Source organism: Luteococcus struthionis, from assembly GCF_048595755.1.
Lineage (GTDB): Bacteria > Actinomycetota > Actinomycetes > Propionibacteriales > Propionibacteriaceae > Luteococcus.
Genome location: NZ_CP184360.1, coordinates 2,018,037 through 2,042,715, shown reverse-complemented (window position 1 = coordinate 2,042,715; position 24,679 = coordinate 2,018,037). Strand labels below are relative to the sequence as shown.

Below are 24,679 nucleotides of genomic sequence, written 5' to 3'. Positions count from 1 at the left end.
CGGGTCCCCGTTCAGGGACTGAGTTGGAACTCAGACTTCGTCAACGGCAGCGAACGAGCTGTCCGCGCCGGGACGACGGGAGAGGTCGATGCCGAATTCCTCGGCGGAACGGAAGTCGTCCTCGCTGTCGCGAAGCTCCACCACGGTGCCGTCGCTGGAGAGGACCTCCACGTTCAGGCACAGCGACTTCATCTCCTTGACCAGAACCTTGAACGACTCCGGGATGCCGGGTTCGGGGATGTTCTCGCCCTTGACGATGGCCTCGTAGACCTTCACGCGGCCGGGAACGTCATCCGACTTGATGGTCAGCAGCTCCTGCAGGGCCCAGGCGGCGCCGTACGCCTCCATGGCCCACACCTCCATCTCACCGAAGCGCTGGCCACCGAACTGCGCCTTGCCGCCCAGCGGCTGCTGGGTGATCATCGAGTACGGGCCAGTGGAACGGGCGTGGATCTTGTCGTCCACCAGGTGGTGCAGCTTGAGCATGTACATGTAGCCCACGCCGACCTTCTCCGGGTACGGCTCGCCGGAACGGCCGTCGAAGAGCCGCGCCTTGCCGTCGCGGTCCACCAGGTGGTCGCCGTCGCGGGTCGGGATGCCGTGCTCCAGCAGGCCGGAGATCTCGTCCTCGTTGGCACCGTCGAAGACCGGGGTGGCCAGGCGTGCATTGCCCTCGACATGGGACAGGCCCACCTCGCGCATGCGATCGGCCCACTCCCCTTCTGCCTCGGACAGGTCCCAACCGGTCTTGGCAATCCAGCCCAAGTGGTTCTCCAGCACCTGGCCGACGTTCATTCGCGACGGAACACCCATCGGGTTCAGCACGATGTCGACGGGGGTGCCGTCCTCCAGGAAGGGCATGTCCTCCACCGGCAGGATCTTCGAGATGACGCCCTTGTTGCCGTGACGGCCGGCGAGCTTGTCACCATTCTGGATCTTGCGCTTCTGGGCCACGTAGACACGAACCAGCTGGTTCACGCCGGGGGGAAGCTCGTCGCCCTCCTCGCGGTCGAAGACGCGCACGCCGATGACCACACCGGTCTCGCCGTGGGGCACCTTCATCGAGGTGTCGCGCACCTCACGGGCCTTCTCACCGAAGATGGCGCGCAGCAGGCGCTCCTCGGGAGTCAGCTCGGTCTCACCCTTCGGGGTGACCTTGCCCACCAGGATGTCGCCGGTACCGACCTCGGCACCGATGCGGATGATGCCGCGCTCGTCGAGGTTGGCCAGCATCTCCTCGGAGACATTCGGGATGTCCCGGGTGATCTCCTCCGGGCCCAGCTTGGTGTCGCGGGCGTCGACCTCGTGCTCCTCGATGTGGATCGAGGTGAGGACGTCGTCCTGCACGAGGCGCTGCGACAGGATGATCGCGTCCTCGTAGTTGTGGCCCTCCCAGCTCATGAAGGCCACCAGCAGGTTCTTGCCCAGGGCCATCTCGCCACCATCGGTGCAGGGGCCGTCGGCCAGCGGGGTGCCGACCTCGACGCGCTGTCCCTGGGTGACCAGCGGGCGCTGGTTGATGCAGGTACCGGCATTGGAGCGCTTGAACTTCTGCAGCTGGTAGGTCTGATAGGTGCCGTCGTCGCAGGCCACGTCGACCAGGTCGGCGGTGACGCTCATGACCACACCGGGCTTGCTGGCCACGGTGACGTCACCGACGTCGATGGCCGAGCGGTACTCCATGCCGGTGCCCACGAAGGGAGCCTCGTTGCGCAGCAACGGAACGGCCTGGCGCTGCATGTTGGCGCCCATCAGGGCACGGGAGGCGTCGTCGTGCTCCAGGAAGGGGATCAGGGCCGTGGCGACCGAGACCATCTGGCGCGGCGAGACGTCCATGTACTCCACGTCGTCGCGCGGGACGGTGTCGACGTCGCCGTGCTTGATGCGCACCAGGATGCGCTCCTCGACGAACTTGCCGTCGTCACCGATCTCGGCATTGGCCTGGGCGATGACGTAGCGGTCCTCCTCATCCGCAGTGAGGTAGTCGATCTGGTCGGTGACCACACCGTTCTCCACCTTGCGGTAGGGGGTCTCGATGAAGCCGAAGGCATTCACCCGGGCGAAGGAGGCCAGCGAGCCGATCAGGCCGATGTTGGGGCCTTCGGGGGTCTCGATGGGGCACATGCGGCCGTAGTGCGACGGGTGGACGTCACGGACCTCCATGCCGGCGCGGTCACGGGACAGACCACCCGGGCCCAGCGCGGACAGGCGACGCTTGTGCGTCAGGCCGGCGAGCGGGTTGTTCTGGTCCATGAACTGCGACAGCTGCGAGGTTCCGAAGAACTCCTTCAGCGCAGCGGTGACCGGGCGGATGTTGATCAGGGTCTGAGGCGTGATGGCCTCGATGTCCTGGGTGGTCATGCGGTCACGCACGACGCGCTCCATGCGGCCCAGACCGGTGCGCAGCTGGTTCTGGATCAGCTCGCCCACGGTGCGCAGACGACGGTTGCCGAAGTGGTCGATGTCGTCCTCTTCGATGATGATCTGGGCGCCATCGCGATCCAGCTCGGTCTTGCCCTCGTGCAGCGCACAGACATAGTGGATGGCCGCGACGATGTCGTCGATGGTCAGCACCTGCTGGTCGAAGGGCAGCTCGAGGCCCAGCTTCTTGTTGATCTTGTAGCGACCGACCTTGGCCAGGTCGTAGCGCTTGGGGTTGAAGTAGTAGTTCTTCAGCAGCGCCTCGGCGGCGTCACGGGCCGGCGGCTCGCCGGGACGCAGCTTGCGGTAGATGTCCAGCAGGGCCTCGTCCTGCGTGGAGACACTGTCCTTCTCCAGGGTCTGGCGAATGCTCTCGTACTCGCTGAACTCCTCGAGGATGCGCTCCTCGCTCCAGCCGAGGGCCTTGAGCAGCACCGTGACGTTCTGCTTGCGCTTGCGGTCAAGACGGACCCCCACCAGGTCACGCTTGTCCACCTCGAACTCGAGCCATGCGCCTCGCGAGGGGATGATCTTCGCCGTGAAGATGTCCTTGTCGGAGGTCTTGTCGGGGGTCTGCTCGAAGTAGACGCCCGGGGAACGGACCAGCTGCGAGACGACGACGCGCTCGGTGCCGTTGATGATGAAGGTGCCCTTGTCGGTCATCAGCGGGAAGTCGCCGATGAAGACGGTCTGGCTCTTGATCTCGCCGGTGTCGTTGTTCATGAACTCGGCGGTCACGAACAGCGGGGCGGCGTAGGTCACGTCGCGGTCCTTGCACTCCTCGACGGAGTACTTGGGGCTCTCGAAACGGTGGTCGCGGAAGCTGAGCGACATCGTCTCGGAGAAGTCCTCGATCGGGGAGATCTCCTCGAAGATCTCCTCCAGGCCGGACTTGGTGCTGACGTCGGTACGCCCCGCTTCGAGGGCCTCCTCGACGGTTGCCTGCCAGGCCTCGTTGCCGATCAGCCAGTCGAAGGACTTCGTCTGGAGATCGAGGAGGTTCGGGACTTCGAGTGGTTCATGGATCTTCGCGAAGGAGATTCGTCCGCTGGTGGAGACGACATTCGTGTTCTTCGACGCAGTGCGCGAGGCGGCCAAGATATTGGTCCTTCCAAGAACTCGGAAAGGGTTCTTTGCATGCAGAACGACCCGAGTCAAGTCACGGGTCGACAGTTTGGCGATGGGGCAAAATGACACATTACGGGATCGTCACCGAGAAATCAACATCGGCACACAGCAGTGCTCCGGCTCCACCAACGCCCCGATCGCATCCTTGCGATTCGGACCTGCCCGAGTGGCCCCCACTGTACCGGTCCGCAGCGTGCACGCAAAGGACCCCCTCCCCCGTGCCGGGACATGACAGAACCGGGGCGGTTGGAAGCAATTCCAACCACCCCGGTTCGCGTGCTTGTGCGCGATGACCTCAGTGGGCCAGGCGCAGATCAGGCACCAGGTGTCACTTGACGGTGACGGTGGCGCCGGCAGCCTCGAGCTGCTCCTTGGCCTTGGCGGCGGTGTCCTTGTCCACGTTCTCCAGAACGGGCTTCGGGGCGCCCTCGACGAGGTCCTTGGCCTCCTTCAGGCCGAGGGAGGTCAGGGCGCGCACCTCCTTGATGACCTGGATCTTCTTGTCGCCAGCGGCGTCGAGGATGACGGAAACCTCGTCCGAGCCCTCGTCGGCAGCGGCGGCGTCGCCACCGGCAGCGCCACCGGCCGCGGGAGCGGCGGCAACGGCAACCGGAGCAGCGGCGGTGACCTCGAAGGTCTCCTCGAACTGCTTCACGAACTCGGAGAGCTCGATCAGGGTCATCTCCTTGAAAGCGTCAAGGAGCTCTTCGGTGCTGAGCTTGGCCATGATGGTCCTTTCGTATTTCTGTCTGATGCAGCGTCAGTTGGCCGCGTCGGTGTTGTCAGCAGCCTCAGCTGCCTCTGCCGCATCAGCGGCGGGTGCCTCCGAGGTGGCCTCGGCGGCTTCCTGGTCAGCCGCGGGTGCCTGACCGGCACCAGCGATGATCGAGGGGTCTCCCTGAGCCTTGGTCTCCAGGGCACCCAGGGCGCGAGCGGCCTGGGCGAGCGGAGCGGCGAACAGCGAGACAGCCTGCTGCGGGGCGGCCTTCATGGCGCCCGCGAGCTTTGCGAGGAGGACCTCACGCGACTCGAGATCGGCAAGCTTCTTGACCTCGTCGGCGTTCAGGACCTTTCCGTCCATCACACCGCCCTTGATGACCAGGAGGGGGTTAGCCTTTGCGAAGTCGCGCAGACCCTTCGCAACGGTGGCGATGTCACCGTTGATGAAAGCGATGGCGGTGGGTCCGGTGAGCTGCTCGTCGAGCCCCTCAATGCCGGCTTCCTTGGCCGCGATCGTGGTCAGGGTGTTCTTCGCAACGGCGTAGTTGGCGTCCTCACCGAGCGCCCTGCGCAGTTCCTGCAGGTTGCCGACGGTGAGTCCGCGGTACTCGGTCAGCACGGCTGCATCGGCGTTCGTGAAGCTCTGCTTCAGCTCGTCGACCGCAGCTGCCTTGTCTGGCCTCGCCATTGGGTCTCCTTCCCACTTCCTGTAGTCCGCGAGCCGCTCGAGGAGCAGCTCGCCTGTGCCTCGACCAAGGTGGGGATCCGGAGCATCAAAAAAGCCCCGTCGCTCAGGTGGCGCGGGGCGGCTTCCAGGCTGGACACATGACGAACATGTCATCTGGCCTGGGAATCGTACTGCGTTCACCTGCGCGGGCGCCGTCCTTGCGGACTGCATTAAATCTCTACCAGCGGTCTTCGGCTCGGCCAACAATACGCATGACTGCCCCGGACGCAAAATCGAGCCGCCCGCCAACAGCCCGCGGTCCAGTGTGAGGAAATTCACAATCCACTCTCCCCCGCCCCGGGCAAGGCGGGGGTGGCTAGGAGCTTCCCCACATTTCACCATCCGCGATTCCGCGCTCGGCTGATCCTTAATCGAACCTGAGAGTTGGTGAAGAACGCTCAGGGACGTAGTCTCTCTCAGGTCGCCCCGAGGGGTGGCACCACGAACGCCGATCGGCCGCCCGGCATCCGGCGCCACACTGCTTGACCTGGCCGACATCCACTGGCCGTACACCTACCAAGGGGGACCATGTCCACGCTCCGCAAGACCGCCGCTGTGTTCGCCGCTTCCGCGGCCGTTGGCGTCAGCACCTTCGCCACCGCAGCTCCGGCCGAGGCAGCCGTGTGCGGCCGTACCGCCAACGTCCACTGCTCGATGAGCCACGCCAAGAAGATCAACGGCCCGCTGTCCTTCGGCAAGCGCAGCAGCCAGGTGAAGAGCCTGCAGCTCGCGCTGAACCAGGTTGGCTTCAAGGTCTCGACCACCGGCTACTTCGGCACCCAGACCCGCACCGCGCTGACCAACTTCCAGACCTCGCGTCGCATCCCGGTCACCCGCACCTTGGACGCCTACACCCTGCGTGCGCTGCAGAAGGGCTTCGGCCACAAGCGTGGTTCCACCGCCAAGCGCAGCGTCACCAGCAGCGTCAAGACCGTCTCGTCCAACAAGGGCCAGCGCGCCGTGAACTTCGCCGCCGCGCAGATCGGCAAGCCCTACCGCTACGGCGCCACCGGCCCCAGCAGCTACGACTGCTCCGGCCTCACCGGTGCCGCCTGGAAGTCGGCTGGCAAGAGCATCCCGCGCACCAGCTACGCCCAGCTGGGTGGCCTCAAGCGCGTCAGCAAGAGCAACCTGAAGCCCGGTGACATCGTCGGCTTCTACGGTGGCGGCCATGTGGGCATCTACGCCGGCAACGGCTACGTGATCCACGCCCCCCGCACCGGCCAGAACGTCAAGAAGGTCAAGATGAGCACCATGCGCTTTTACAGCGCCGTGCGTCCTGCCTGATCCTGCCAGCGGCAGCCGCTGAACATCGCCCGTCGGGCCCGGTCCTCTCGAAGGACCGGGCCCGACGGCGTTCATGACTCCCGTCGTGTGCAGATCATGTGTGCCGCCATCGCGGTCCAGCCGGTCTGGTGGCTGGCGCCCAGGCCGGTGCCGTCGTCGCCGTTGAAGTATTCGCTGAAGACCGGGTGGCAGTCCCACAGTTCTCCCGAGGGCTGGTCGCGCTGCGCTCCGGGGCGACGCCCGTCGGGTCCGGGGCGGAACAGGTCCAGCAGTCGCTGCTCGATCCGGTCTGCGGCCTCGGCAAGCCCCATCCGCTGCCCCGATCCGGTCGGGAACTCCACCTCGAAGTCACCACCCACGCCCTGTGCACGGGTGCGCAGGGCATCGACGAGCAGGGCGTTCAGCGGGAACCAGATGGGCCCGCGCCAATTGGAGTTGCCCCCGAACATGCCGTCCGCGGAGTAACCCGGGACGTACTGCATGTGCATCCGCTGACCGGTCAGATCCAGCTGACGTCCCTCCCGGTAGGCCGCGCTCAGTGAGCGGATGCCGAAGTCGGACAGGAACTCCCCTTCGTCGAAGAGGCGGCCCAGGATCCGCGGGTAGCGGTCCCGGTCCACGAGCGAGAGGCTCATGCTCCCCTCCTGGCCGTCCTCGCCGGCCTCGGTGAGCAGATAGCGGGACAGATCCGGCCGGTTGCGCACCAACCAGACCCGCCGCTCCTCCAGGTCGGGAACCTTGGAGGCCAGCCCCGCGGGGGTATTCGAGACCGCCAGCAAGGGCACCAGGCCCACCAGGGAGCGCACCCGAACCGGATCGACCGCACCGTCGTCGCCCACCAGGATGTCGTAGAAGAAGCCGTCCTGCTCATCCCACAGGCTCCGCCCCTCGCCGCCGAAGTTCTCCACGGCCCGTGAGATGGACAGGAAGCGCTCCATGAAGGTGGTCGCCACGTCGCCCCACGCCGGGCTGGTCAGCGCCAATTCCTCGGCGATGCGCAGCATGCGCAGACAGAAGAAGGCGATCCAACTGGTGGCATCCGACTGTTCCAGGCGCCACCCGTCTGGCAGCTGGCCGGAGCGATCGAAGACGGAGATGTTGTCCATCCCCAGGAAGCCACCCTCGAAGAGCTCATTGCCGGCCTCGTCCTTGCGGTTGACCCACCACCCGAAGTTGAGCAGCAACTTGGTCATGATGCGGGTCAGGAAGTCGGTGTCATCGGCCCCGTCGGCCTGGTAGACGAGCCATGCCGCCCAAGCGTGTACCGGCGGATTGACGTCGGAGAAGCTCCACTCATAGGCCGGCAGCTGGCCGTCCGGGTGCTGCGACCACTCCCGGCAGATCAGCAGGAGCTGCTGCTTGGCGAAGGCCGGATCGACGTGGGCCAGCGCCACGGCGTGGAAGGCCAGGTCCCAGGAGGCGAACCATGGGTACTCCCAGTCGTCGGGCATGGAGATCACGTCGGCCAGGTCCAGGTGCTGCCAAGCCGTGTTGCGCCCGAGCGGCTCAGGCGCGCGACGCTCGGCCGGAGGTTGCGGCCCGGTGGGATCGCCCTCCAGCCATTCACGCACCGAGTAGCGGTAGAGCTGCTTGCCCCAGTTCAGTCCGGCGAAGGCACGGCGTGCGACCAGCCGGTCCACGTCATCGACCTCGGACGGGATGACGGCGGCATAGAACTCGTCGGCCTCGGCACGTCGCTGCGCCAAGGCCTGCTCGAAGCCCTCGTCGAAGGGCTGGTGCGGCCCGTCGCCAGCGCTGAGCCGCAGCCGCACTCGCACCGTCTGGCCGGGCTGGACAGCGTCGAAGAAGTAGTCGAAGGCGACCTTGGTGCCATTCGGGTCCGGGCTGAGCAGCGAATCGTCGCCGTGCACGATGGCGCGGTCCACCGCGCTCTTCGGATGGGGGTGGCTGTTGTGCGCGGCCCCGAAGGAGGCGACCTCGTCGGTCTCGTTGTCACACCACAACACCCGCGGTTCGCCCTCCGCGGCCAGCGTGTACTCGTTGAGCCAGGCATGCTCGGCGCTGACCCGCACGAAGTCCTGCTGCTGGCTGGTCTGCTTCTGCTGCATCGATGCCCGACGACGGTCGCGTCCCCAGGACCAGGTGTTGCGGAACCACAACTGCGGGACCAGATGCAGCGCGGCCGCCTCCGGGCCGTGGTTGGTGGCCTCGTAGACGATGCACAGATCTCCCGAGTCCACCTTCGCGTGGGTGACGGTCAGGTCGAAGAAGCGGTTCTGGTCCAGCACACCCGTGTCGGCCAGCTCGTACTCGTCCACCTCGTAGCCGCGCTCGCGATTGGCATCGCGCAACTGCTGGTACGGGAAGGCGGCCTGCGGATAGCGGTAGAGCCACTGCGCCCACGAATGGGTGGGCGTGGCGTCCAACGCCCAGTAGTACTCCTTGACGTCCTCGCCGTGGTTGCCCTCCGGACCGGTCAGCCCGAAGAGTCGCTCCTTGAGCCGGTCGTCGCGACCATTCCACAACGCAACCGCCAGGTTGAGGAAGCCGTAGCGGTCACAGATGCCCGCCAGGCCATCCTCACCCCACCGGAAGGCGCGGGTGTGGGCCTGGTCGAAGGGGAAGTCGGCCCACGCGGCACCATCGGCGGAGTAGTCCTCCCGGACGGTGCCCCACTGGCGCGCGGACACGTAGGGCCCCCACCGCCGCCAGGCAGCATCTTGGCTTGCAGAGTGGGCCAGTCGTCTTCCTTCGGCGGTCTTCGCCACGGCTTCGCGCATGCCTCCACGCAACCAGCCAACTGCGGGCGGTTCCAAGCCTGCGCCCGGGGTTTCGCCACCGGTGGAAAGAGCATGACAATGCGGGAACTCCCCACCAGCCGGGCTGACGGGGAGTTCTCACTGTTCAGGGTCTTGCTCAGGCCTCTTCGGAGGGCTTCACCTTGCTGGGATCGATGGCGACGCCCGGGCCCATCGTCGAAGACACGGAGATCTTCTTGATGTAGCGGCCCTTCGAGGAGCTCGGCTTCAGACGCAGGATCTCATCCAGGGCGGCGAAGTAGTTCTCCACGATCTGCTGCTGCGAGAAGGAGGCCTTGCCGATCAGGAAGTGCAGGTTGGCGTGACGGTCCACGCGGAACTCGATCTTGCCTCCCTTGATGTCGCTGACGGCCTTGGCGACGTCCATGGTCACGGTGCCGGTCTTGGGGTTCGGCATCAGGCCACGGGGGCCCAGGACGCGGCCCAGGCGACCGACCTTGCCCATCAGGTCGGGGGTGGCAACGACGGCGTCGAAGTCGAGGTAGCCGCCAGCCACCTTCTCGATCAGCTCGTCCGAGCCAACCTCGTCCGCGCCGGCGGCGATGGCCGCTTCGGCATTGGCGCCATTGGCGAAGACAAGGACCCTTGCCGTCTTGCCGGTGCCGTGCGGGAGGTTGACCGTGCCGCGGACCATCTGGTCCGCCTTGCGGGGGTCGACGCCGAGACGCATGGCGACGTCAACGGTCTCGTCGAACTTGGCCGAGACGCCGGCCTTGACGATCTCCAGAGCCTTCTCCGGGGAGTAGAGCTCGTTCTCGTCACGCTTTTCTGCTGCGGCCCGGTAGGCCTTGCTGCGCTTCATTGATCTGGTTCCTAACTTTCGTGTTGCAGTCAGCCTCGTGGGCTGATCCACCAGGTTCTGGTATGGGCCGCGCCGGCCCTCCCAGGGGAATGCCACCCGCTGTGGGGCGGCAGGAGCATCACTCGACGGTGACGCCCATCGAACGGGCGGTGCCGGCGACGATCTTCATGGCCTGCTCGACGTCATTCGCGTTGAGGTCAGGCAGCTTGGTCGTGGCGATCTCGCGCACCTGGTCAGCGGTGAGCTTGCCCACCTTGTCCTTGTGCGGAGCGGCGGAGCCCTTGCTCAGACCGGCGGCCTTCTTGATCAGCTCGGCGGCCGGCGGGGTCTTCGTGATGAAGGTGAAGGTGCGGTCCTCGTAGATGGTGATCTCGACGGGGACGATGTTTCCACGCTGGGATTCCGTCTTGGCGTTGTACGCCTTGCAGAACTCCATGATGTTGACGCCGTGCGGGCCGAGGGCGGTACCGACCGGCGGTGCGGGAGTGGCTGCACCCGCCTGCAGGGCGACCTTGACGAGCGCCGCTACCTTCTTCTTGGGAGGCATGTTTGGGTCCTTTTCTTGGCTGGGCGACACGGGATGCGTCGCCACGGGTGGTGCTGTGGGCCGAACTGGCGGCTCGACCCGACGTGAACCGCCGTCAGATACGAGCGATCTGCGGGAAGGTCAGGTCGACCGGGGTCTCGCGACCCAAGATCTCGACGAGGGCCTTCAGGCGCTGGCTGTTCACGTTGATCTCGGTGATGGTGGCATGGACGCCCGCGAACGGGCCGTCGACCACCTGGACGGAGTCGCCAACCGCGAAGTCGACGACCTCCACCTTCTTGCGGGTGCGCGGAGTCGGGGTCACCTGCTCGGCTGCCACCCGCGCGGCCACCGACGGGGTGAGCATACGCTCCACCTCGTCCAGGCTCAGCGGAACCGGCGTCTGGCCGTTGCCCACGAACCCGGTCACCGACGGGGTGTGGCGCACGGTGCCCCACGACTCGTCGGTCAGGTCCATGCGCACCAGCACGTAGCCGGGCAGCACGGTGCGGGTGACCGTCTTGCGGGCACCGTTGCGGATCTCGACGGCCTGTTCCGTGGGAACGATCGTCTCGAAGATGTAGTCCTCCATGTTCAGCGTCTGGACGCGGGCGTCCAGGTTCTGCTTCACACGGTTCTCCATGCCGGAGTAGGTGTGGATGACGTACCAGTCGCCGAACTTGCCGCGCAGCTCCTCGCGCAGTTCCTCCAGCGCGGTCTCGAGCGCAGCATCGGCGTCGGCGTCGTCCTCGGCCGACTCCTCCTCGGCCTCGTCCTCGTCGTCGCCGAAGTTCAGCTCGATCTTGTCGGCCTCGTCGGCGAGGTCCTCACCGAAGTCGAGGTTCAACTCCTGCTCGGGAGCCTCGGTCTCGTTGCCGTCGTCGAACTGCCCAAGATCGATCTCGACCTCGGGGGTCTCGTCGACGGACTCGTCGAATTCAGGATTGGTCACGTGAATCTCCGTTGGTTGGGCTGGGTCACTTGCCGAGGAACTTCAGCATGACCCAACCGAAGGCGGGGTCCAGAAGTCCGACATAGGCAACGATGAACAGGACGAACAGCAGAACCACGACGAAGTACTGGCTGAGCTGGGCACCCGTGGGCCAGATGACCTTGCGCAGCTCGCCGGCCGACTGCCCCACGAAAGCCGCGGGGGTGGTGCGCTTGCGCTCGGCGACGGCCTTGTTCTGCGAGGCCGCCTTCGTCCGGTCGACGCGACGAACAGACGCCCCGCCCTCGGCGGGGGCCTCTTCGGGCGCCTCCTCGGTGGAACGCTTGCGACGAACCGGACGGGGAATCACGGGCTGGGCGGCCGCCTCGGCCCCGTCACCGGCCTGCGACCCGGTGGACTCGCCACCGGCCGGGGCCTCGCTGCGCTTGCGTCGCACGGGGCGCGAGGAACGCGCCTGGGCGGCAACCCGCTCGGCCTCCCGCAGCTGGGCCTCGTCGTCGATCACCATGTCCTCGGGATCGGCGTGACCGGGAGTGGGATCCTCCACCGGCTCACCACGAAGCTCCTCGGCCTCGGGATCGGTGACATCTGCCGGATCCACCGCAGCGGCGGAATCGTGATGCTGGGCGAGCTCTTCGCCGGAGGGAACGTCCTGGAACTGCCCCTGGTCCGACTCACTCGTCGCGTCATCAAAAGAGTTGCGCGTCTTGTCGTCGGTCACTGTGTTCCTTCGTTCTCGCCTCTCGGCTTGCTCGGTAGACCCTTCTCGGATCGACGTGCTCGCCCCCACGAGCTTTCGGACTGTTCAGCAGGCCACATGACCTGCTTCGCAGGGCAAGAGGGACTCGAACCCCCAACCTGCGGTTTTGGAGACCGCTGCTCTGCCAATTGAGCTATTGCCCTTCAGTGACGCGTGCGCCACCAAGATGAAAAGTGTAGGGCCTTTGGGCTCCAGAGTCGAACTGAACCTGCGAGGCACCCACGAGCGCGGACGACAGCCGCACCGTTGACCCACCCTACGGCATCACGCGAGCGACCCGGCAGCAGGGATGGCACAGTTCACCAGGACCGGCTCGGGCACCAACTCCACGCCGAACTCGCGCAGCACCCCGTCGCGCACCGTGGTGGCGAGTTCCACGAGTTCCGCCGTGCTCGCCCCACCACGGTTGGTCAGGGCGAGGGTGTGCTTGGTGCTCAGGCTGGCCTTGCCCCCCACGTCGAAGCCCTTGTGGAAGCCGGCATGGTCGATGAGCCAGGCCGCGGATGACTTGAAGCGTCCCGGCCCTGCGTCGAAGCGAGGAGCCCCCTCGGGCAACGCGTCGGCCTGCTGCGCGCTCAGCACCGGATTGGTGAAGAAACTGCCGGCACTCCAGGTGTCGTGGTCGGCCTCGTCGAGCACCATGCCCTTGCCAGCGCGCAGTCCGAGCACGGTCTGGCGCACCTGTTCCATCTCGGCGCGCTCCCCCACGGCCACCCCGAGCCGATTGGCGAGCTCCTGGTAACGGATCGGCGCGCTGAGGTTGCCGAGCAACATCTGGAAGGTCACATCGAGCACGACGTAGCGCCCAGTGGGCCCACCATCGGGCATCCGGGTCTGCTTGAAGATCGAGTCGCGGTAGGAGAACTGGCACTCCCCGGAGGTGAAGGTGCGCAACTCCCCTGTCTGGCGGTCATAGGTGCGCACCCGGTAGATCGTCTGGGAGACATCGCTGCCGTAGGCACCGACATTCTGGATCGGGGTGGACCCGACCAGACCGGGAATACCGGACAGCGCCTCCAGCCCCCGCCACTGGTTCTGGATGGCGTGTGCGACGAAGTCGTCCCACACCTCACCGGCCGCCACCGTCACCACGGCCCCGCCGCAGTCGGAGACGTCGGCGGACACGCCCCGGGTGGCCACCTTCACCACGGTGCCCGCGAAGCCCTCGTCACCGATCACGAGGTTGGAACCACCAGACAGCACCAACAGCGGCTCTCCGGCCTGGTCTGCGGCGCGTACCGCCTCCACGAGCTCCGCCTCGGTGGTGGCCACCACCACGCGTCGCGCCGGACCACCCAGCCGCAGCGTGGTGTGGTCGGCCAGGAGCAGGGAGGAATCCTGCGGCTGCGGCTCGGGGCTGATGGTGCCCTCGACGTGGGTGGTCTCGCATGCGGCGGCGTCCTCACCTTGGGCGGGCCCGCCCAGGGCGCTGGGATCAATCGGCAGGCTCACAGCTGCACCTCCACCTTCACGGCACCAAGCACCTTGTCGTCGCCGCTGGTGGCTTCCAGGGCAATGGTGGCGACGCCGTCGTCGATCGAACGGACCGTCCCGGCGAAGTGCACCGCGGCCCCCTGGTCGTCGTCGGGCACCTGGATGGGACGAGTGAAGCGCACGAAGTAGCTCTTGACACGCGCGGGGTCCTCGCACCAGTCGGTCACGACGCGCAGCGCCGTACCCATGGTCCACATGCCGTGGGCCACCACGCCGTCCAGGCCGATGCGCTGGGCGTGGCGATCACTGAAGTGGATCGGGTTGAGGTCGGTGGAGGCGCCCGAGTAGCGCACCACTCGCTCGCGGGTGATGTGCACGTCCAGGGCAGGCAGTTGGTCGCCCACGGCAACGGCGCTGGGATCGAAGGTCATGCCTGGTCCTCCTGGGGGCGGGTGTGGATCAACTGGCTGGTGGCGTGGCACACGACCTCGCCCTGGACGGTGCGCATCTCGACACCGACGGTCACCATGTCGGTGTTGCCCCGGTTGCGGACCTTCTCGATGGTGAGTTGGGCCACCACGTCATCGCCGTCGCGCATCGGCCGGTGGAAGGTGAAGGACTGGTCGGCATGCATGGTTCGCATCAGCGCCAGGTCCAGCTCCGGATCGTCGAAGAGGCAGTCCCACGCCTGCGCGCCGATGACGATGGCGAAGGTGGGCGGTGCGATGGCGTCGTCCCCCGCGTAGGCCGGGTTGTCGTCGCCGCCCTCACGCCCGCCGAGCGCCGCCGCGAACTCGGCGATCTTCGCGCGGCTCACGCGGTAGGGGGCCGTGGGCGGGTAGCTGCGCCCGATGTGTTCAGGGGTGATCGGCATGGGTCCAAGGCTAGCGGCAGCGTCGCGAAGACCGGGTGAGGCCACGAGCGCGTCAGAAGTTGGACGTATACGGCGCACGACACGTTCATATTTCCTTTGCGGCCCAAAATCGACCAACTTCTGACGAGCTTGCGGCGGCGAACGCTGCTGGGACAGGGGTGCGCGGGGCCGTTCACCCGTGACACACCGAGACCTCCCCCAGTGTTCACCGCACGTTGCTTGGCTGTCACCCACCACGGCGCGGTACCCCGTCCGCGCCCCCACTCGTGAGGGGATACACCTTGAACAGCAACATTCGCCGCGGTTCGGCCGGTCTGGCCGCCGTCGCACTGGCCGTCAGCCTGGCCTGCACCGCACCCGCCCAGGCACATCGCTCCAGCCACGACCACCCCGGCAAGGGCGCCGGCAGCCAGGCCAGCGGTGCCTTCCAGCGGGTCTCCACCTTCCCCGCCTACCTGAACTCGAGCAAGGACGACGAGGCAGTCGCCGAGATCTCGACGATCAGCCCCGACGGGAAGACCGTCATCTACACCGACGCGGCGGGCCAGCGGATCGGCTTCGTCGACCTGGCCGACCCGGCGAACCCGAAGCCTCTCGGCACTGTTTCCGTGCCGGGCGAGCCCACCAGCGTCTACGCCACCGGTGACAAGATCCTGGTCTGCGTCGACAGGACCGACGGCAAGTTCACCGACCCCAAGGGCAGCCTGCTGGTCTTCGACCTGGACGGCCGCGAGCTGTTGCGCGAGATCGACCTGGGTGGGCAGCCCGACTCGATCGACGTGAGCCCCGACGGCGACTGGGCCGCCATCGCCATCGAGAACCAGCGCGACGAGGAGTTCACCCCCGAGGGCCTGGACGAGGGCGACCTTCCGCAGCCGCCCGCGGGTTTCCTCGCCTCGCTCGACCTGCGCGCAGACGTGGCCGACTGGCAGGTCAAGCGCACCGACCTGACCGGGCTCGAGGGCATGGTGGCAGGCACCGATCCCGAGCCCGAGTACGTCAAGTTCAGCCCCGACGGCAGCCGGGTGGCACTCACCCTGCAGGAGAACAACCACGTCGCCATCATCGATCCGCGTCGCCAGAAGGTGCTCAACCACTTCAGCGCCGGCACCGTGACCGTCGACGGGGTCGACACCAAGAAGGACGGTGTGATCGACCCGACCGGCAGCATCACCGCCCCGCGCGAACCGGACAGCATCGGCTGGGTGGACGACCGGCATGTCGCCACCGCCAACGAGGGTGACTGGAAGGGCGGCACCCGCGGGTGGAGCATCTTCGACGCCCGCACCGGCAAGGTCACCTGGGATGCCGGCAACAGCCTGGAGCAGCAGATCATCGCCAATGGCCACTGGCCCGAGGGCCGGGCCGCCAAGAAGGGCGTCGAGCCGGAAGGCCTGGCCGTGGCCACCTTCAACGGCCGTCGACTGGCCTTCGTCGGCTCCGAACGCGCCAATGTGGTGGCCGTCTACGACGTGACCAAGCCCAGCAGGCCCCGCTACCTGCAGATGCTCCCGTCGACCAATGGCCCCGAGGGCCTGCTGCCCGTGCCGTCGCGCAACCTGCTGGTGGTCTCCAGCGAGGTGGACGAGGCCGAGAACAACATCCGTGCCACCGTGCAGACCTACCAGATGGGCCGCAAGACCAAGCCCGCCTACCCGCAGGTCACCGCCACGGACGACATCGCCTGGGGTGCGCTCGGCGCGCTGAGCGCCGACCCGAAGAAGCCGGGTGTGCTGTGGAGCGCCACCGATGCGGCCTACGAGGACACCCGGATCCTGCAGGTCCGGGCCACTGGTTCGCAGGCCAAGGGCAAGGGCAAGAAGGCCCAGCCGGCTCGCATCACCCGTGAGATCCCCGTCACCACGGACGGCAAGCAGGCCAGCTACGACGTGGAGGGCATCTGGTTCAAGCGCGACCGCTCCGGCTTCTGGCTCGGCGTCGAGGGTGCCAAGGGCCCCGAGAACATGCTCGTCGAGACCGACGCCAAGGGCTCGGTGCTCCGTGAGGTCACCCTGCCGGAGGGCTATGCCGCCACGCTGGGCAAGCAGGGCATCGAGGGCGTCACCGGCACCGCCGACGGCAAGGTGCTCTACGTCGCGATGCAGCGGGAGGCCAAGGGTGAGGACGTGACCCGGATTGGCCGCTATGACGTGGAGGCCGGCACGTGGACCTTCTACGGCTACCGACTGGAGTCCACCAACGTGGAGGGCGACTGGATGGGACTGAGCGAGATCCAGCTGCTCGACGACGACACGCTGGCGGTCATCGAGCGCGACAAGCTCAACGGTCCGGATGCCCGGGTCAAGCGCATCTACACGGTGGAGCTCGAGGGCAAGGGTGTGTCCGACGGGCAGGAGCTGCCGGTACTCGACAAGCAGCTGGCCGTCGACGTGCTGCCCCACCTGCAGGCCACCCACGGCTGGACGCAGGAGAAGCTGGAGGGCATGACCGTCGACGCCCGGGGCGACCTCTACGTCGTCACCGACAACGACGGCGTCGACGACGCCAACGGCGAGACGGTCTTCCTCAACCTGGGCCGAGCGCTGAAGCGCTGAGCCTCCACGGGCGCATCGTCGCTCGGGTGTGCGAGAGTTCGTGGAACTTCGAGCCCACGCAGACCTTGCGGACCCGAGCGGCGTTCGCCGTCTGGGGCAGCAGTCACGAAGACAGGACGGGCGCGAGCCACGCCGCGGTGGCGACGCTCCACGACAGAGCCGCGCTAGACGGCCGTGGGTCACGGCCGCACTGCCACGCCGGTTCGCGAGGTGTGTTCACACGCCAGAACAATCCTCACAAAGAACAACCGGCCGTCACCCTGCAGGGTGACGGCCGGTGCCAAATTCAGATGATGCTCAGCGGGTCTCGCGGTGAGCGGTGTGGCTGCTGCACTTGGGGCAGAACTTCTTCAGCTCAAGACGATCGGGGTCATTGCGACGATTCTTCTTGGTGATGTAGTTGCGCTCCTTGCACTCAGTGCAGGCAAGCGTGATCTTGGGACGAATGTCCCCGCCCTTCTTGGCCATGTTGATTCCTTCGTGTGGAGCGTTCTGCACATCTGGCAGACGGTGGTCTGTGTTTGGTAGCGGAGGCGGGAATCGAACCCGCGACACAGCGATTATGAGCCGCTTGCTCTACCCCTGAGCTACCCCGCCAAGTTGCTCGCGAACCTTTTCGGTCTCCCGAGCCGCTGGGTCAACGGCCGTCCGTGAACAATCAGAGCCCCCAAGCAGAATCGAACTGCTGACCTTCTCCTTACCATGGAGACGCTCTGCCTACTGAGCTATAGGGGCTTGCCGAGGATTCAGCTTACTGCAGGCCTTGCGTCCTGCAAAATCCGCTTTCCCGGCTGCCTCCCGTGCAACCTGTGCTGCTCCGGGCGACCCGCAGAACTGTAGAGGAATGCGGGGCCGGAACACAAATCGAGCCCACCAGGCCGTCCCAGCCACGGCGCAAGCCTCTGGTCACCGCGGTGTGGGTCACCTAGCCTGTCGACATGACCTGGCCCACCAGCGCCGCCAGTGATCCCGCCCAGTGGGAGGCCGACGTCGTCCTCGCCGATGGTGGCATCGCGCAGCTGCGACCGATCAATTCCGACGACCGCGAGGCGATGATCGCCTTCTACTCCCGCGTCAGCGAACAGTCCAAGTACCTGCGTTTCTTCGCCACGCACCCCAACCTCACCGACGCCGAGTTGGACGAGTACACCAATCCCGACAACCACGACCGCGTGGCCATCCTGCTGGCCGTCGACGAGGAGATCGTGGCCTTCGCCCACTACGAGGTGCTGGAGCAGTTCCTGCCGCAGCGAGTGGCCAATGTCGCCTTCCTGGTGCAGGACGACCAGCAGGGCCGTGGGGTGGGCAACATTTTGCTGGAACACCTGGCCCAGATCGGCCGGGAATGCGGGGTGGAACGATTCACCGCGGAGATGCTGACCCAGAACCGTCGCATGGTGCAGGTCTTCACCCGTGCGGGCTACAGCGTGCGTCCCGAACTGTCGGACGGCTGCATCCTGGTGGACTTCCCGCTGGCGGCCACCGAGAAGTCCCGCGAGGTGATGGAACAGCGCGAACACAAGGCGGAGAGCAATGCCATCCGGGGCCTGCTGACCCCGCGTCGGGTGGCCGTGGTGGGGCAAGTGGAGCAGATGAGCCCCATCATCAGCTCCATCGCCCAGGCCGGCTACTGCGGCGAGCTGCTGGTGGTGACCACCGCGGACAGCTCCGCGGAGAGCCATGGCCGCGGCCTGCGCCAGATCAGTGGCGACATCGACCTGGTGGTGGTCCGAGCCGGCACCGAGGCCCTGGAGCAGCTGATCGTCGAGGCCTCCCAGAAGAATGCCCGCGGCATCCTGGTCCTGGCAGGCACCAGCCCGGCTCCGCTCGGGCAGGAGGACGCCCGACAGCTGGTCTCCTGGGCACGCACCCATGGGCTGCGGGCGCTCGGCCCCACTGCGCTGGGCCTGGTGAACACCGACCCGGCGGTCTGTCTCAACGCCTCCCCCGCCAAGCGGCCGCGCGCGGGGGTGGTCGGTTTGTTCACCCAGACCGCGGGGGTGGCCACCATCGTGCTCTCCCGCGCGCAGGAGCTGGGCATCGGGCTGAGTTCCTTCATCGCCACCGGCGCCTTCGCCGACGTGACCGGCAATGACGTCATGCAGTACTGGACCGACGACGAACGCACCCGGGTCTGCCTGTTGTCCCTGGACTCGGTGGGCAACCCGCGCAAGTTCTTCCGCGTCCTGCGCAGGTTGTCGTTGACCAAGCCGGTGGTGGTCTTCACCCCGTCACGCGCCTTGAACTCGGCCCGCAGTGACGAACTCGACCTGCCCTCGGCCCCGGCTGCAGCCCTGGACCAGGTGATCAACCAGACGGGCGCCATCGTGGTGAGCCGTCGCGACACCATGTATGACATCGCCCAGCTGGTGGCCCGGCAGCCGGTGGCGCGCGGACGTCGCGTTCGGGTGATCTCCAATTCCGCCGGCCTGGCGCACCAGATGGCCCAGGCAGCGCTGCGCTTCGGACTCGAACCCGGCGAGCCGGTGGTGGTCCATGAACGTCCGGCTGGCGAACAGCTGGTGGACCAGACCGCTGCCGCACTGGCCCAGGATGACGTGGACGCCGTGGTGACCACCGTCGTGGAAGTGGTGGAACCGCTGCTGGAGCAGGTGCACCAGGGATTGTCGCGGCTTGCTGCCCAGACCACGACGGTTCCGGTGGTGGGCGTCTTCGTCGGCTTCCGCGAGGCCCCCGCCGATCGCGACGGTGACGACGGGCAAGGCAGGCTGCCCACCTTCACGCACTATGCCGACGCGCTGCAGGCGCTCTCCCTGGTGGTCGAGAACGAGGACCATCGGGAGCGCCAACGCAGTGCGGGCGAGCAGGAGGCATTGCCGGCCGGTGATGCCGGGCGGGCCCGGGCCATCATCGACGAGGTGCTGGCCGACAGCCCCGAGGGCCGGTGGGCCACCGACGCCGAATGTGCCGCCATCCTGGATGCCTACGGCCTCACCCTGGTGCCCTGGCGAGCGGTCGAGAGCGTCGACCAGGCCGTCGAGGCAGCCAGCGACCTGGGCTGGGACGTGGTGCTGAAGGCAACCGCGTCGCTGGTGCGCGGCCGCCCGGAGCTTGCCACCCAGTTCTTCCACATCGACGACGAGCAGGCCATGCAGCGGGCCTGGGAGGACCTGGGACGAACCGCGCGAGACCTGGGGCTGACCGACGATCTGGATCCCCGGTCGTTGAAGCCCGTGGTGCAGACCACCATGGCCACCGGCACCTCGCTGACGGTGCGGGGCCTGGAGGATGCGGTGCTGGGGCCAATGGTCTGCATCGGCGTGGCCGGCGCACCCTCCGACCTGCTGGGTGATCTTGCCTGGGGTGTACCGCCGCTGCACCACGCCGAGGCGCGAGCGTTGCTGGACCAGTTGCAGGCAGCGCCCCTGCTGCACGGCTACCGGGGCAGTCGCCCGGTGGACCTGGCGGCCGTGCAGGACGTGCTGGTTCGTCTGGCACAGCTCAAGGATGACCAGGCGGCCGTGGCAGAGATCGACCTGCAGCCGGTGATCGCCTCCCCCTCCGGCACCGCGATCGTGGGAGGACGGATGCGCATCGTCCCCATGCCCGTGGAACGTGACCCGTTGGCGCGCAGGGCGACCTGAGATGACCAGCCCACGGCCCGCCGCTGCCCGCGAGACCCGCCCCGTGCTGGTGCACAACGGTGTGCTCACCGGCTACAGCTTCGGGCCGGAGCACCCGATGGGCCCGGACCGGGTACGACTGGCGATCGAGCTGGCCGAACACTGTGACGTGCTGGGCCGCTACGACGTGGTGGAGCCGATGGCCGCCAGCGACGCCCTGCTGCACCTGGTCCACTCCCCCGACTACGTCCGCGCGCTGCAGGACGGGCGCGAACACCTGGAGCTGGGCATCGGTGGCGACGACAATCCGGTGGTCCCCGGGCTGCCCGAGGTCGCCTCGCGCATCGCCGCGGCCACGGTGACCGCGGCAGACCTGGTGTGGAGCGGCCGGGCGCGCCGGGCCGTCAACGTCTCTGGCGGACTGCACCACGCCATGCCCAGCCAGGCCGCGGGCTTCTGCCTCCTCAACGACGCCGCGGTGGCGATCGCGTGGCTCCTGGAGCAGGGGGCACAGCGCGTCGCCTACCTGGATCTGGACGCCCACCACGGTGACGGGGTGGAGCGAGCCTTCTGGGACGACCCGCGCGTACTGACCATCTCCGTGCACGAGACCGGCCTCCACCTGTTCCCCGGCACCGGCTTCGCCCACGAGATCGGCGGTCCGGACGCCTACGGCACCGCCGCCAACGTCCCCCTGCCACCCGATGCCTGCGACCTGCAGTGGCTGCGAGCCATGAATGCGGTGGTGCCGCCGCTGTTGGGGGCCTTCCGGCCACAGATCCTCATCAGCCAGCACGGCGCCGACCCCCATGCCAGCGATCCCCTGACCCACCTGCAGATCTCGATGGATGCCATGGCGATCGCCCAACGCCAGGTGGGCGCCTGGGCCGAGCGCTATGCGGGCGGGCGATGGGTCGCGGTCGGCGGCGGAGGCTATCGTCGCGATGCCGCGGCGCGTGCCTGGACGCACCTGTTGGCCGAGGTGGCCGACTGCCCCCTCGACCCGTCCCTGCCGACCCCGACGGACTGGCAGGAGCGTCTGCGTCAGGCCGGCTCTGCCACGATGGGCGATCCCGAGGCCACCATCAGCACCAGCATCCTGACGGCCGACAAGATCTACCCCGACGAGCCCGACCCCGCCCTGGTGGCCACCTCACGGGCGGTCTTTCCCTATTGGGGTCTGCAGCCCTACCACTGAGGAAACGGCGCCTGCAGCATGGAATTCCCCGCCAGACATGGAATGCCCCGGCCCGGCGGGGGCCGGACCGGGGCATCCTTGACGCGCGGCCACGCCCGCGCGCAACCTCAGCGGGGCGGCATCCGCAGGCCACCGTCCAGACGGATCGTTTCCCCGTTGAGGTAGTCGTTGTCCACCAGAAGGCCCACCAGTCGGGCGTACTCGTCGGGACGGGCGAAGCGCGGCGGGAAGGGCACACGCGCCTCCAGCTCGGTGCGGAAGTCCTCGTTGATGGCCTCCATCATCGGGGTCCAGACCACCCCCGGGGCGATGCTGTTCACCCGGATCCCCAGGCTGGACAGGTCGCGTGCGGCAGCGATGGTCAACGAGTGCACGCCGCCCTTGGAGGCGGCATAGGCCGCTTGACCCACCTGCCCCTCGAAGGCGGCCACCGAGGCGGTGTTGATGATGACGCCACGTTGACCGTCCTGGTCGACGGGTTCGTTGTCGGCCATCGCCGTCGCGGCGTGGGCGAGCACGTGGAAGGTGCCCACCAGGTTCACCTGCAGGGTGGCGGCGAACAGCGCCCCGTCATGGGTGCCCTTGCGGCCCACAATCCGCGCCGAGGGGCAGATGCCCGCGCAGTTGACCGCGACGCGCAACGGTGCGCGCTCCGCCGCCTCCTGGACGGCCTGCTGCACCGCCGTCTCGTCGGTGACGTCGACGCCGACGTACTCCACGCCGGGCGGCAGGGTGCCGCCCTGCCGCGCCTTCTCGATTCCTGCGGGCAGGTCGAGGGCCGTGACGCGCACGCCACGCTCGGCCAGGTGGGCCACCGTCGCGGCCCCCAGGCCGGAGGCGCCTCCGGTGACGATGGCGCCGGCCGCGCCAATCTGGGTCGGGTCCATGTGATGCCTCCTGTTTGTCGATGGGCCAGTGGTGGGTGAGGGATCAGACGAAGGCGGAGACGCCGGTGATGGCGCGCCCCACGATCAGCGAGTTGATCTCGTAGGTGCCCTCGTAGGTGAACAGGATCTCGGTGTCGTTGAAGAGCTTGGACATCTCGTGGCTGGTCAGGATGCCGTTGCCACCCAGCAGGCCGCGCCCGGCCGCGGCGGATTCGCGCGCCAGCCGAGTGGTGGTGGCCTTGACCATGGCGGCGTGGGGCATGTCGAAGCGCCCCTCTTCCTGCAGCCAGGCAAGCTGGGCCATCATGGCGAGCGAGGCGGAGGCATTGCCCACGATGCGGGCCAGCTGTTCCTGCACCAGTTGGAACTTGGCGAGCTTCTTGCCGAACTGCTCACGGCCCAGCGCATAGTCACGAGCGCAGTCCAGGATGGCCAGCTGGATCCCAGCACCCTGCCACCCCACCCAGGCACGCGAATTGCGCAACATCTCGTTGGTGGCGGCGAAGGAGGCACAGCCGGGAATGAGGTTCTCGTGCGGAACCAGCACCTCGTCGAGGGTGATGTCGGCGTTCTGCATGATGCGCAGCCCCATCTTGTTCTCGATCTTGGCGGCCTGGAAGCCCTCCCGGTCGCTCTCGACGATGAAGCCCTTGACCGAGCTGTCTGCCGCGTCACGTGCGAAGACGATCGCGAAGTCGCAGAAGGTGCCACCGCCGATCCAGCGCTTCCGTCCCGTGAGCACCCAGCCCTCGTCGGTGCGCCGGGCACTGGTGGCCAGGCCTCCGGCGATGTCGGAACCGTGGTCGGGTTCGGTGAGCGCGAAGCACCCCACCTTCTCGAAGCGACGCAGACCCGGCAGCCAGGTCTGCTTCTGCTCCTCGGAGCCGAGTTGGTTGAGCAGGTCGAGGACCAGCTCATTGTGGATGCCCACCAGGGCGGACAGCGACACGTCGGCGCGCGTCACCTCGGCATAGGCCAATCCCTTGAACAGGCGGCTCGCACCGGAGAACTCCAGCTCGCCCAGACCGTGCTCGGCCAGTTTCGGCAACAGCTCGAAGGGGAACTCCTCGCGGTCCCAGAAGGGGCCGACCACGGGCCGAACCTCCGTCTGCAGGAAGTGGTGCAGGTTCTCCAGGCGCTCCCGCTCGGCCGGCTGCAGCCTTTCGGCGACGTGCAGCAGGTCGGCGTCGGGGAAGGGGATCTGCTCCCTGGCCCCGGGGTTGATCGTCTCGCCGCGCACAACGGGTGGCATAGTTCTGTCCTCTCGGTCGTAAGGAGCGCCCTTGCACCCCACGTCGGAATCGGTGGTCACCGCCGTGACGCCGATGTGCGGAGATCCGCACAGTACGGTATTTGTGATTACCGTACTGCCAGAGGGTCGCCAGGGGAAGGCCTTGTTGTGAAATTTCTCACCACCAACCCACCCGGCAAGAATCCCCACCACCAAGGAGAGCGTCGATGAGCGTCGAGCCCACCACCCCCCTGGCCACCCCCCGCCAGCGCGAACTCTTCGACACCCTGCTGACCACCTTCCTGGAGGAGGGCTTCGACCAGTTCACGATGGACGGAGCCGCACAGCGATTCCACTGCTCCAAGTCGACGCTGTACGCGCTGGGGCGCACCGGGGACGACGTGATCCGCCGAGTGCTGGTCAGCTTCTTCCGCGAGGTGGCCCGACGCACCGACCTGGCCCTGACCTCACACCGCTCGCCCACTCTGGCCATGCAGGCCTATTTCGAGGCCATTGCCGCCGCGATGGAGCCCGCCTCGCCGATCTTCATGAAGGACGTGGCGACTAATCCGGCCGCACGGCGCATCTACGAGACCAACACCCGCTCGGCGACCAACAAGATCCGCGACCTGCTGGAGTGCGGCATCGGCGCCGGCGAGTTCCGCCCGCTCCCCCTGGACATGACCGCCCACTTCATCGAGGTGATGCTGGAGCACATCCAGCAGGGCGACATCACCGAGACCACACCCTCACAGGCCTATGCGGAGCTGGGGCAGCTCGTGCTCTCCGGGGTGCGCACGAGGGACTGACCGC

The 24,679-nt window shown here is 67.3% G+C and carries 19 protein-coding genes and 3 tRNA genes; 5 read left to right on the top strand and 17 right to left on the bottom strand.

Features of this window, described 5'->3' with window-relative positions; genetic code table 11:
* Positions 1-30: 30 nt before the first annotated feature.
* From rpoB to rplJ, 3 genes are all read right to left on the bottom strand, one after another.
* Positions 31-3,519, bottom strand: a complete 3,489-nt coding sequence (rpoB, locus tag ACOAMO_RS09360; RefSeq protein WP_420174530.1) for a DNA-directed RNA polymerase subunit beta — start codon at positions 3,517-3,519, stop codon at positions 31-33.
* Positions 3,520-3,877: 358 nt separating this feature from the next.
* On the bottom strand, positions 3,878-4,276 hold the full coding sequence (gene rplL / locus ACOAMO_RS09355) for a 50S ribosomal protein L7/L12 (protein WP_420174529.1): 399 nt from the start codon (positions 4,274-4,276) through the stop codon (positions 3,878-3,880).
* A gap of 33 nt (positions 4,277-4,309) precedes the next feature.
* Entirely contained in the window at positions 4,310-4,957 is a 648-nt protein-coding gene (gene rplJ, locus ACOAMO_RS09350; protein ID WP_420174528.1) for a 50S ribosomal protein L10, read from the bottom strand.
* A gap of 567 nt (positions 4,958-5,524) precedes the next feature.
* Here rplJ and ACOAMO_RS09345 point away from each other — a divergent pair.
* Positions 5,525-6,283, top strand: a complete 759-nt coding sequence (locus ACOAMO_RS09345) for an NlpC/P60 family protein (RefSeq protein WP_420174527.1) — start codon at positions 5,525-5,527, stop codon at positions 6,281-6,283.
* Positions 6,284-6,354: 71 nt separating this feature from the next.
* On the opposite strand, the gene ACOAMO_RS09340 is transcribed toward ACOAMO_RS09345, so the two are convergent.
* The 9 genes from ACOAMO_RS09340 to ACOAMO_RS09300 all read right to left on the bottom strand — a co-directional run bounded on the left by ACOAMO_RS09340 (position 6,355) and on the right by ACOAMO_RS09300 (position 14,411).
* Positions 6,355-9,024, bottom strand: a complete 2,670-nt coding sequence (locus tag ACOAMO_RS09340) for an MGH1-like glycoside hydrolase domain-containing protein (RefSeq protein WP_420174526.1) — start codon at positions 9,022-9,024, stop codon at positions 6,355-6,357.
* 136 nt (positions 9,025-9,160) lie between these two features.
* Positions 9,161-9,865 carry a 50S ribosomal protein L1 gene (rplA, locus tag ACOAMO_RS09335; protein ID WP_420174525.1) on the bottom strand — a complete coding sequence of 235 codons (705 nt, stop codon included), beginning with the start codon at positions 9,863-9,865 and terminating at the stop codon, positions 9,161-9,163.
* 118 nt (positions 9,866-9,983) lie between these two features.
* A complete protein-coding gene (gene rplK / locus ACOAMO_RS09330; protein WP_420174524.1) occupies positions 9,984-10,412 on the bottom strand; it encodes a 50S ribosomal protein L11 in 429 nt (142 codons plus the stop codon).
* 94 nt (positions 10,413-10,506) lie between these two features.
* Positions 10,507-11,349, bottom strand: coding sequence for a transcription termination/antitermination protein NusG (gene nusG / locus ACOAMO_RS09325; protein ID WP_420177004.1), 843 nt, complete (start codon positions 11,347-11,349; stop codon positions 10,507-10,509).
* 19 nt (positions 11,350-11,368) lie between these two features.
* The gene (secE, locus tag ACOAMO_RS09320; RefSeq protein WP_420174523.1) at positions 11,369-12,064 is read right to left on the bottom strand and encodes a preprotein translocase subunit SecE; all 696 of its coding nucleotides are present in this window, start codon (positions 12,062-12,064) and stop codon (positions 11,369-11,371) included.
* Positions 12,065-12,173: 109 nt separating this feature from the next.
* A tRNA-Trp gene (locus ACOAMO_RS09315) sits at positions 12,174-12,246 on the bottom strand.
* A gap of 121 nt (positions 12,247-12,367) precedes the next feature.
* Positions 12,368-13,549, bottom strand: coding sequence for a UDP-N-acetylmuramate dehydrogenase (locus ACOAMO_RS09310; protein WP_420177003.1), 1,182 nt, complete (start codon positions 13,547-13,549; stop codon positions 12,368-12,370).
* Between the two features lie 2 nt (positions 13,550-13,551).
* Positions 13,552-13,968: a MaoC/PaaZ C-terminal domain-containing protein gene (locus ACOAMO_RS09305; RefSeq protein WP_420174522.1), complete on the bottom strand. Its 417-nt coding sequence runs from the start codon at positions 13,966-13,968 to the stop codon at positions 13,552-13,554.
* The gene (locus ACOAMO_RS09300; RefSeq protein ID WP_420174521.1) at positions 13,965-14,411 is read right to left on the bottom strand and encodes an FAS1-like dehydratase domain-containing protein; all 447 of its coding nucleotides are present in this window, start codon (positions 14,409-14,411) and stop codon (positions 13,965-13,967) included. The genes ACOAMO_RS09305 and ACOAMO_RS09300 overlap by 4 nt, the downstream gene beginning before the upstream one ends.
* Before the next feature lie 281 nt (positions 14,412-14,692).
* Here ACOAMO_RS09300 and ACOAMO_RS09295 point away from each other — a divergent pair, with 281 nt between their 5' ends.
* Positions 14,693-16,966, top strand: a complete 2,274-nt coding sequence (locus tag ACOAMO_RS09295; protein WP_420174520.1) for an esterase-like activity of phytase family protein — start codon at positions 14,693-14,695, stop codon at positions 16,964-16,966.
* 297 nt (positions 16,967-17,263) lie between these two features.
* Here ACOAMO_RS09295 and rpmG read toward each other — a convergent pair whose 3' ends face one another.
* The 3 genes from rpmG to ACOAMO_RS09280 all read right to left on the bottom strand — a co-directional run bounded on the left by rpmG (position 17,264) and on the right by ACOAMO_RS09280 (position 17,701).
* A complete protein-coding gene (gene rpmG, locus ACOAMO_RS09290; protein WP_343885101.1) occupies positions 17,264-17,434 on the bottom strand; it encodes a 50S ribosomal protein L33 in 171 nt (56 codons plus the stop codon).
* A 54-nt stretch (positions 17,435-17,488) separates the two neighbouring features.
* Positions 17,489-17,563, bottom strand: a tRNA-Met gene (locus ACOAMO_RS09285).
* 65 nt (positions 17,564-17,628) lie between these two features.
* Positions 17,629-17,701: transfer RNA gene (locus ACOAMO_RS09280), tRNA-Thr, on the bottom strand.
* 203 nt (positions 17,702-17,904) lie between these two features.
* On the opposite strand from ACOAMO_RS09280, the gene ACOAMO_RS09275 reads away from it, so the two are divergent.
* Positions 17,905-20,571: a GNAT family N-acetyltransferase gene (locus tag ACOAMO_RS09275; protein ID WP_420174519.1), complete on the top strand. Its 2,667-nt coding sequence runs from the start codon at positions 17,905-17,907 to the stop codon at positions 20,569-20,571.
* 1 nt (position 20,572) lies between these two features.
* The gene (locus tag ACOAMO_RS09270) at positions 20,573-21,748 is read left to right on the top strand and encodes an acetoin utilization protein AcuC (RefSeq protein ID WP_420174518.1); all 1,176 of its coding nucleotides are present in this window, start codon (positions 20,573-20,575) and stop codon (positions 21,746-21,748) included.
* Positions 21,749-21,855: 107 nt separating this feature from the next.
* Here the strand turns inward: ACOAMO_RS09270 and ACOAMO_RS09265 are convergent, their stop codons facing one another.
* A complete protein-coding gene (locus ACOAMO_RS09265; RefSeq protein WP_420174517.1) occupies positions 21,856-22,635 on the bottom strand; it encodes an SDR family NAD(P)-dependent oxidoreductase in 780 nt (259 codons plus the stop codon).
* Between the two features lie 43 nt (positions 22,636-22,678).
* Positions 22,679-23,887 carry an acyl-CoA dehydrogenase family protein gene (locus ACOAMO_RS09260; RefSeq protein ID WP_420174516.1) on the bottom strand — a complete coding sequence of 403 codons (1,209 nt, stop codon included), beginning with the start codon at positions 23,885-23,887 and terminating at the stop codon, positions 22,679-22,681.
* Positions 23,888-24,093: 206 nt separating this feature from the next.
* Here ACOAMO_RS09260 and ACOAMO_RS09255 point away from each other — a divergent pair, with 206 nt between their 5' ends.
* Positions 24,094-24,675, top strand: a complete 582-nt coding sequence (locus tag ACOAMO_RS09255; protein ID WP_420174515.1) for a TetR/AcrR family transcriptional regulator — start codon at positions 24,094-24,096, stop codon at positions 24,673-24,675.
* The last annotated feature ends 4 nt before the right edge of the window (positions 24,676-24,679 follow it).

Excerpts from the sequence above, each read along its gene's own strand:
- rplL (WP_420174529.1), bottom strand. The coding sequence starts at position 4,276 with ATGGCCAAGCTCAGCACCGAAGAGCTCCTTGACGCTTTCAAGGAGATG.
- rplJ (WP_420174528.1), bottom strand. The coding sequence starts at position 4,957 with ATGGCGAGGCCAGACAAGGCAGCTGCGGTCGACGAGCTGAAGCAGAGC.
- ACOAMO_RS09345 (WP_420174527.1), top strand. The coding sequence starts at position 5,525 with ATGTCCACGCTCCGCAAGACCGCCGCTGTGTTCGCCGCTTCCGCGGCC.
- ACOAMO_RS09340 (WP_420174526.1), bottom strand. The coding sequence starts at position 9,024 with ATGCGCGAAGCCGTGGCGAAGACCGCCGAAGGAAGACGACTGGCCCAC.
- rplA (WP_420174525.1), bottom strand. The coding sequence starts at position 9,865 with ATGAAGCGCAGCAAGGCCTACCGGGCCGCAGCAGAAAAGCGTGACGAG.
- rplK (WP_420174524.1), bottom strand. The coding sequence starts at position 10,412 with ATGCCTCCCAAGAAGAAGGTAGCGGCGCTCGTCAAGGTCGCCCTGCAG.
- ACOAMO_RS09305 (WP_420174522.1), bottom strand. The coding sequence starts at position 13,968 with ATGACCTTCGATCCCAGCGCCGTTGCCGTGGGCGACCAACTGCCTGCC.
- ACOAMO_RS09300 (WP_420174521.1), bottom strand. The coding sequence starts at position 14,411 with ATGCCGATCACCCCTGAACACATCGGGCGCAGCTACCCGCCCACGGCC.
- rpmG (WP_343885101.1), bottom strand. The coding sequence starts at position 17,434 with ATGGCCAAGAAGGGCGGGGACATTCGTCCCAAGATCACGCTTGCCTGC.
- ACOAMO_RS09275 (WP_420174519.1), top strand. The coding sequence starts at position 17,905 with ATGACCTGGCCCACCAGCGCCGCCAGTGATCCCGCCCAGTGGGAGGCC.
- ACOAMO_RS09270 (WP_420174518.1), top strand. The coding sequence starts at position 20,573 with ATGACCAGCCCACGGCCCGCCGCTGCCCGCGAGACCCGCCCCGTGCTG.
- ACOAMO_RS09265 (WP_420174517.1), bottom strand. The coding sequence starts at position 22,635 with ATGGACCCGACCCAGATTGGCGCGGCCGGCGCCATCGTCACCGGAGGC.
- ACOAMO_RS09260 (WP_420174516.1), bottom strand. The coding sequence starts at position 23,887 with ATGCCACCCGTTGTGCGCGGCGAGACGATCAACCCCGGGGCCAGGGAG.
- ACOAMO_RS09255 (WP_420174515.1), top strand. The coding sequence starts at position 24,094 with ATGAGCGTCGAGCCCACCACCCCCCTGGCCACCCCCCGCCAGCGCGAA.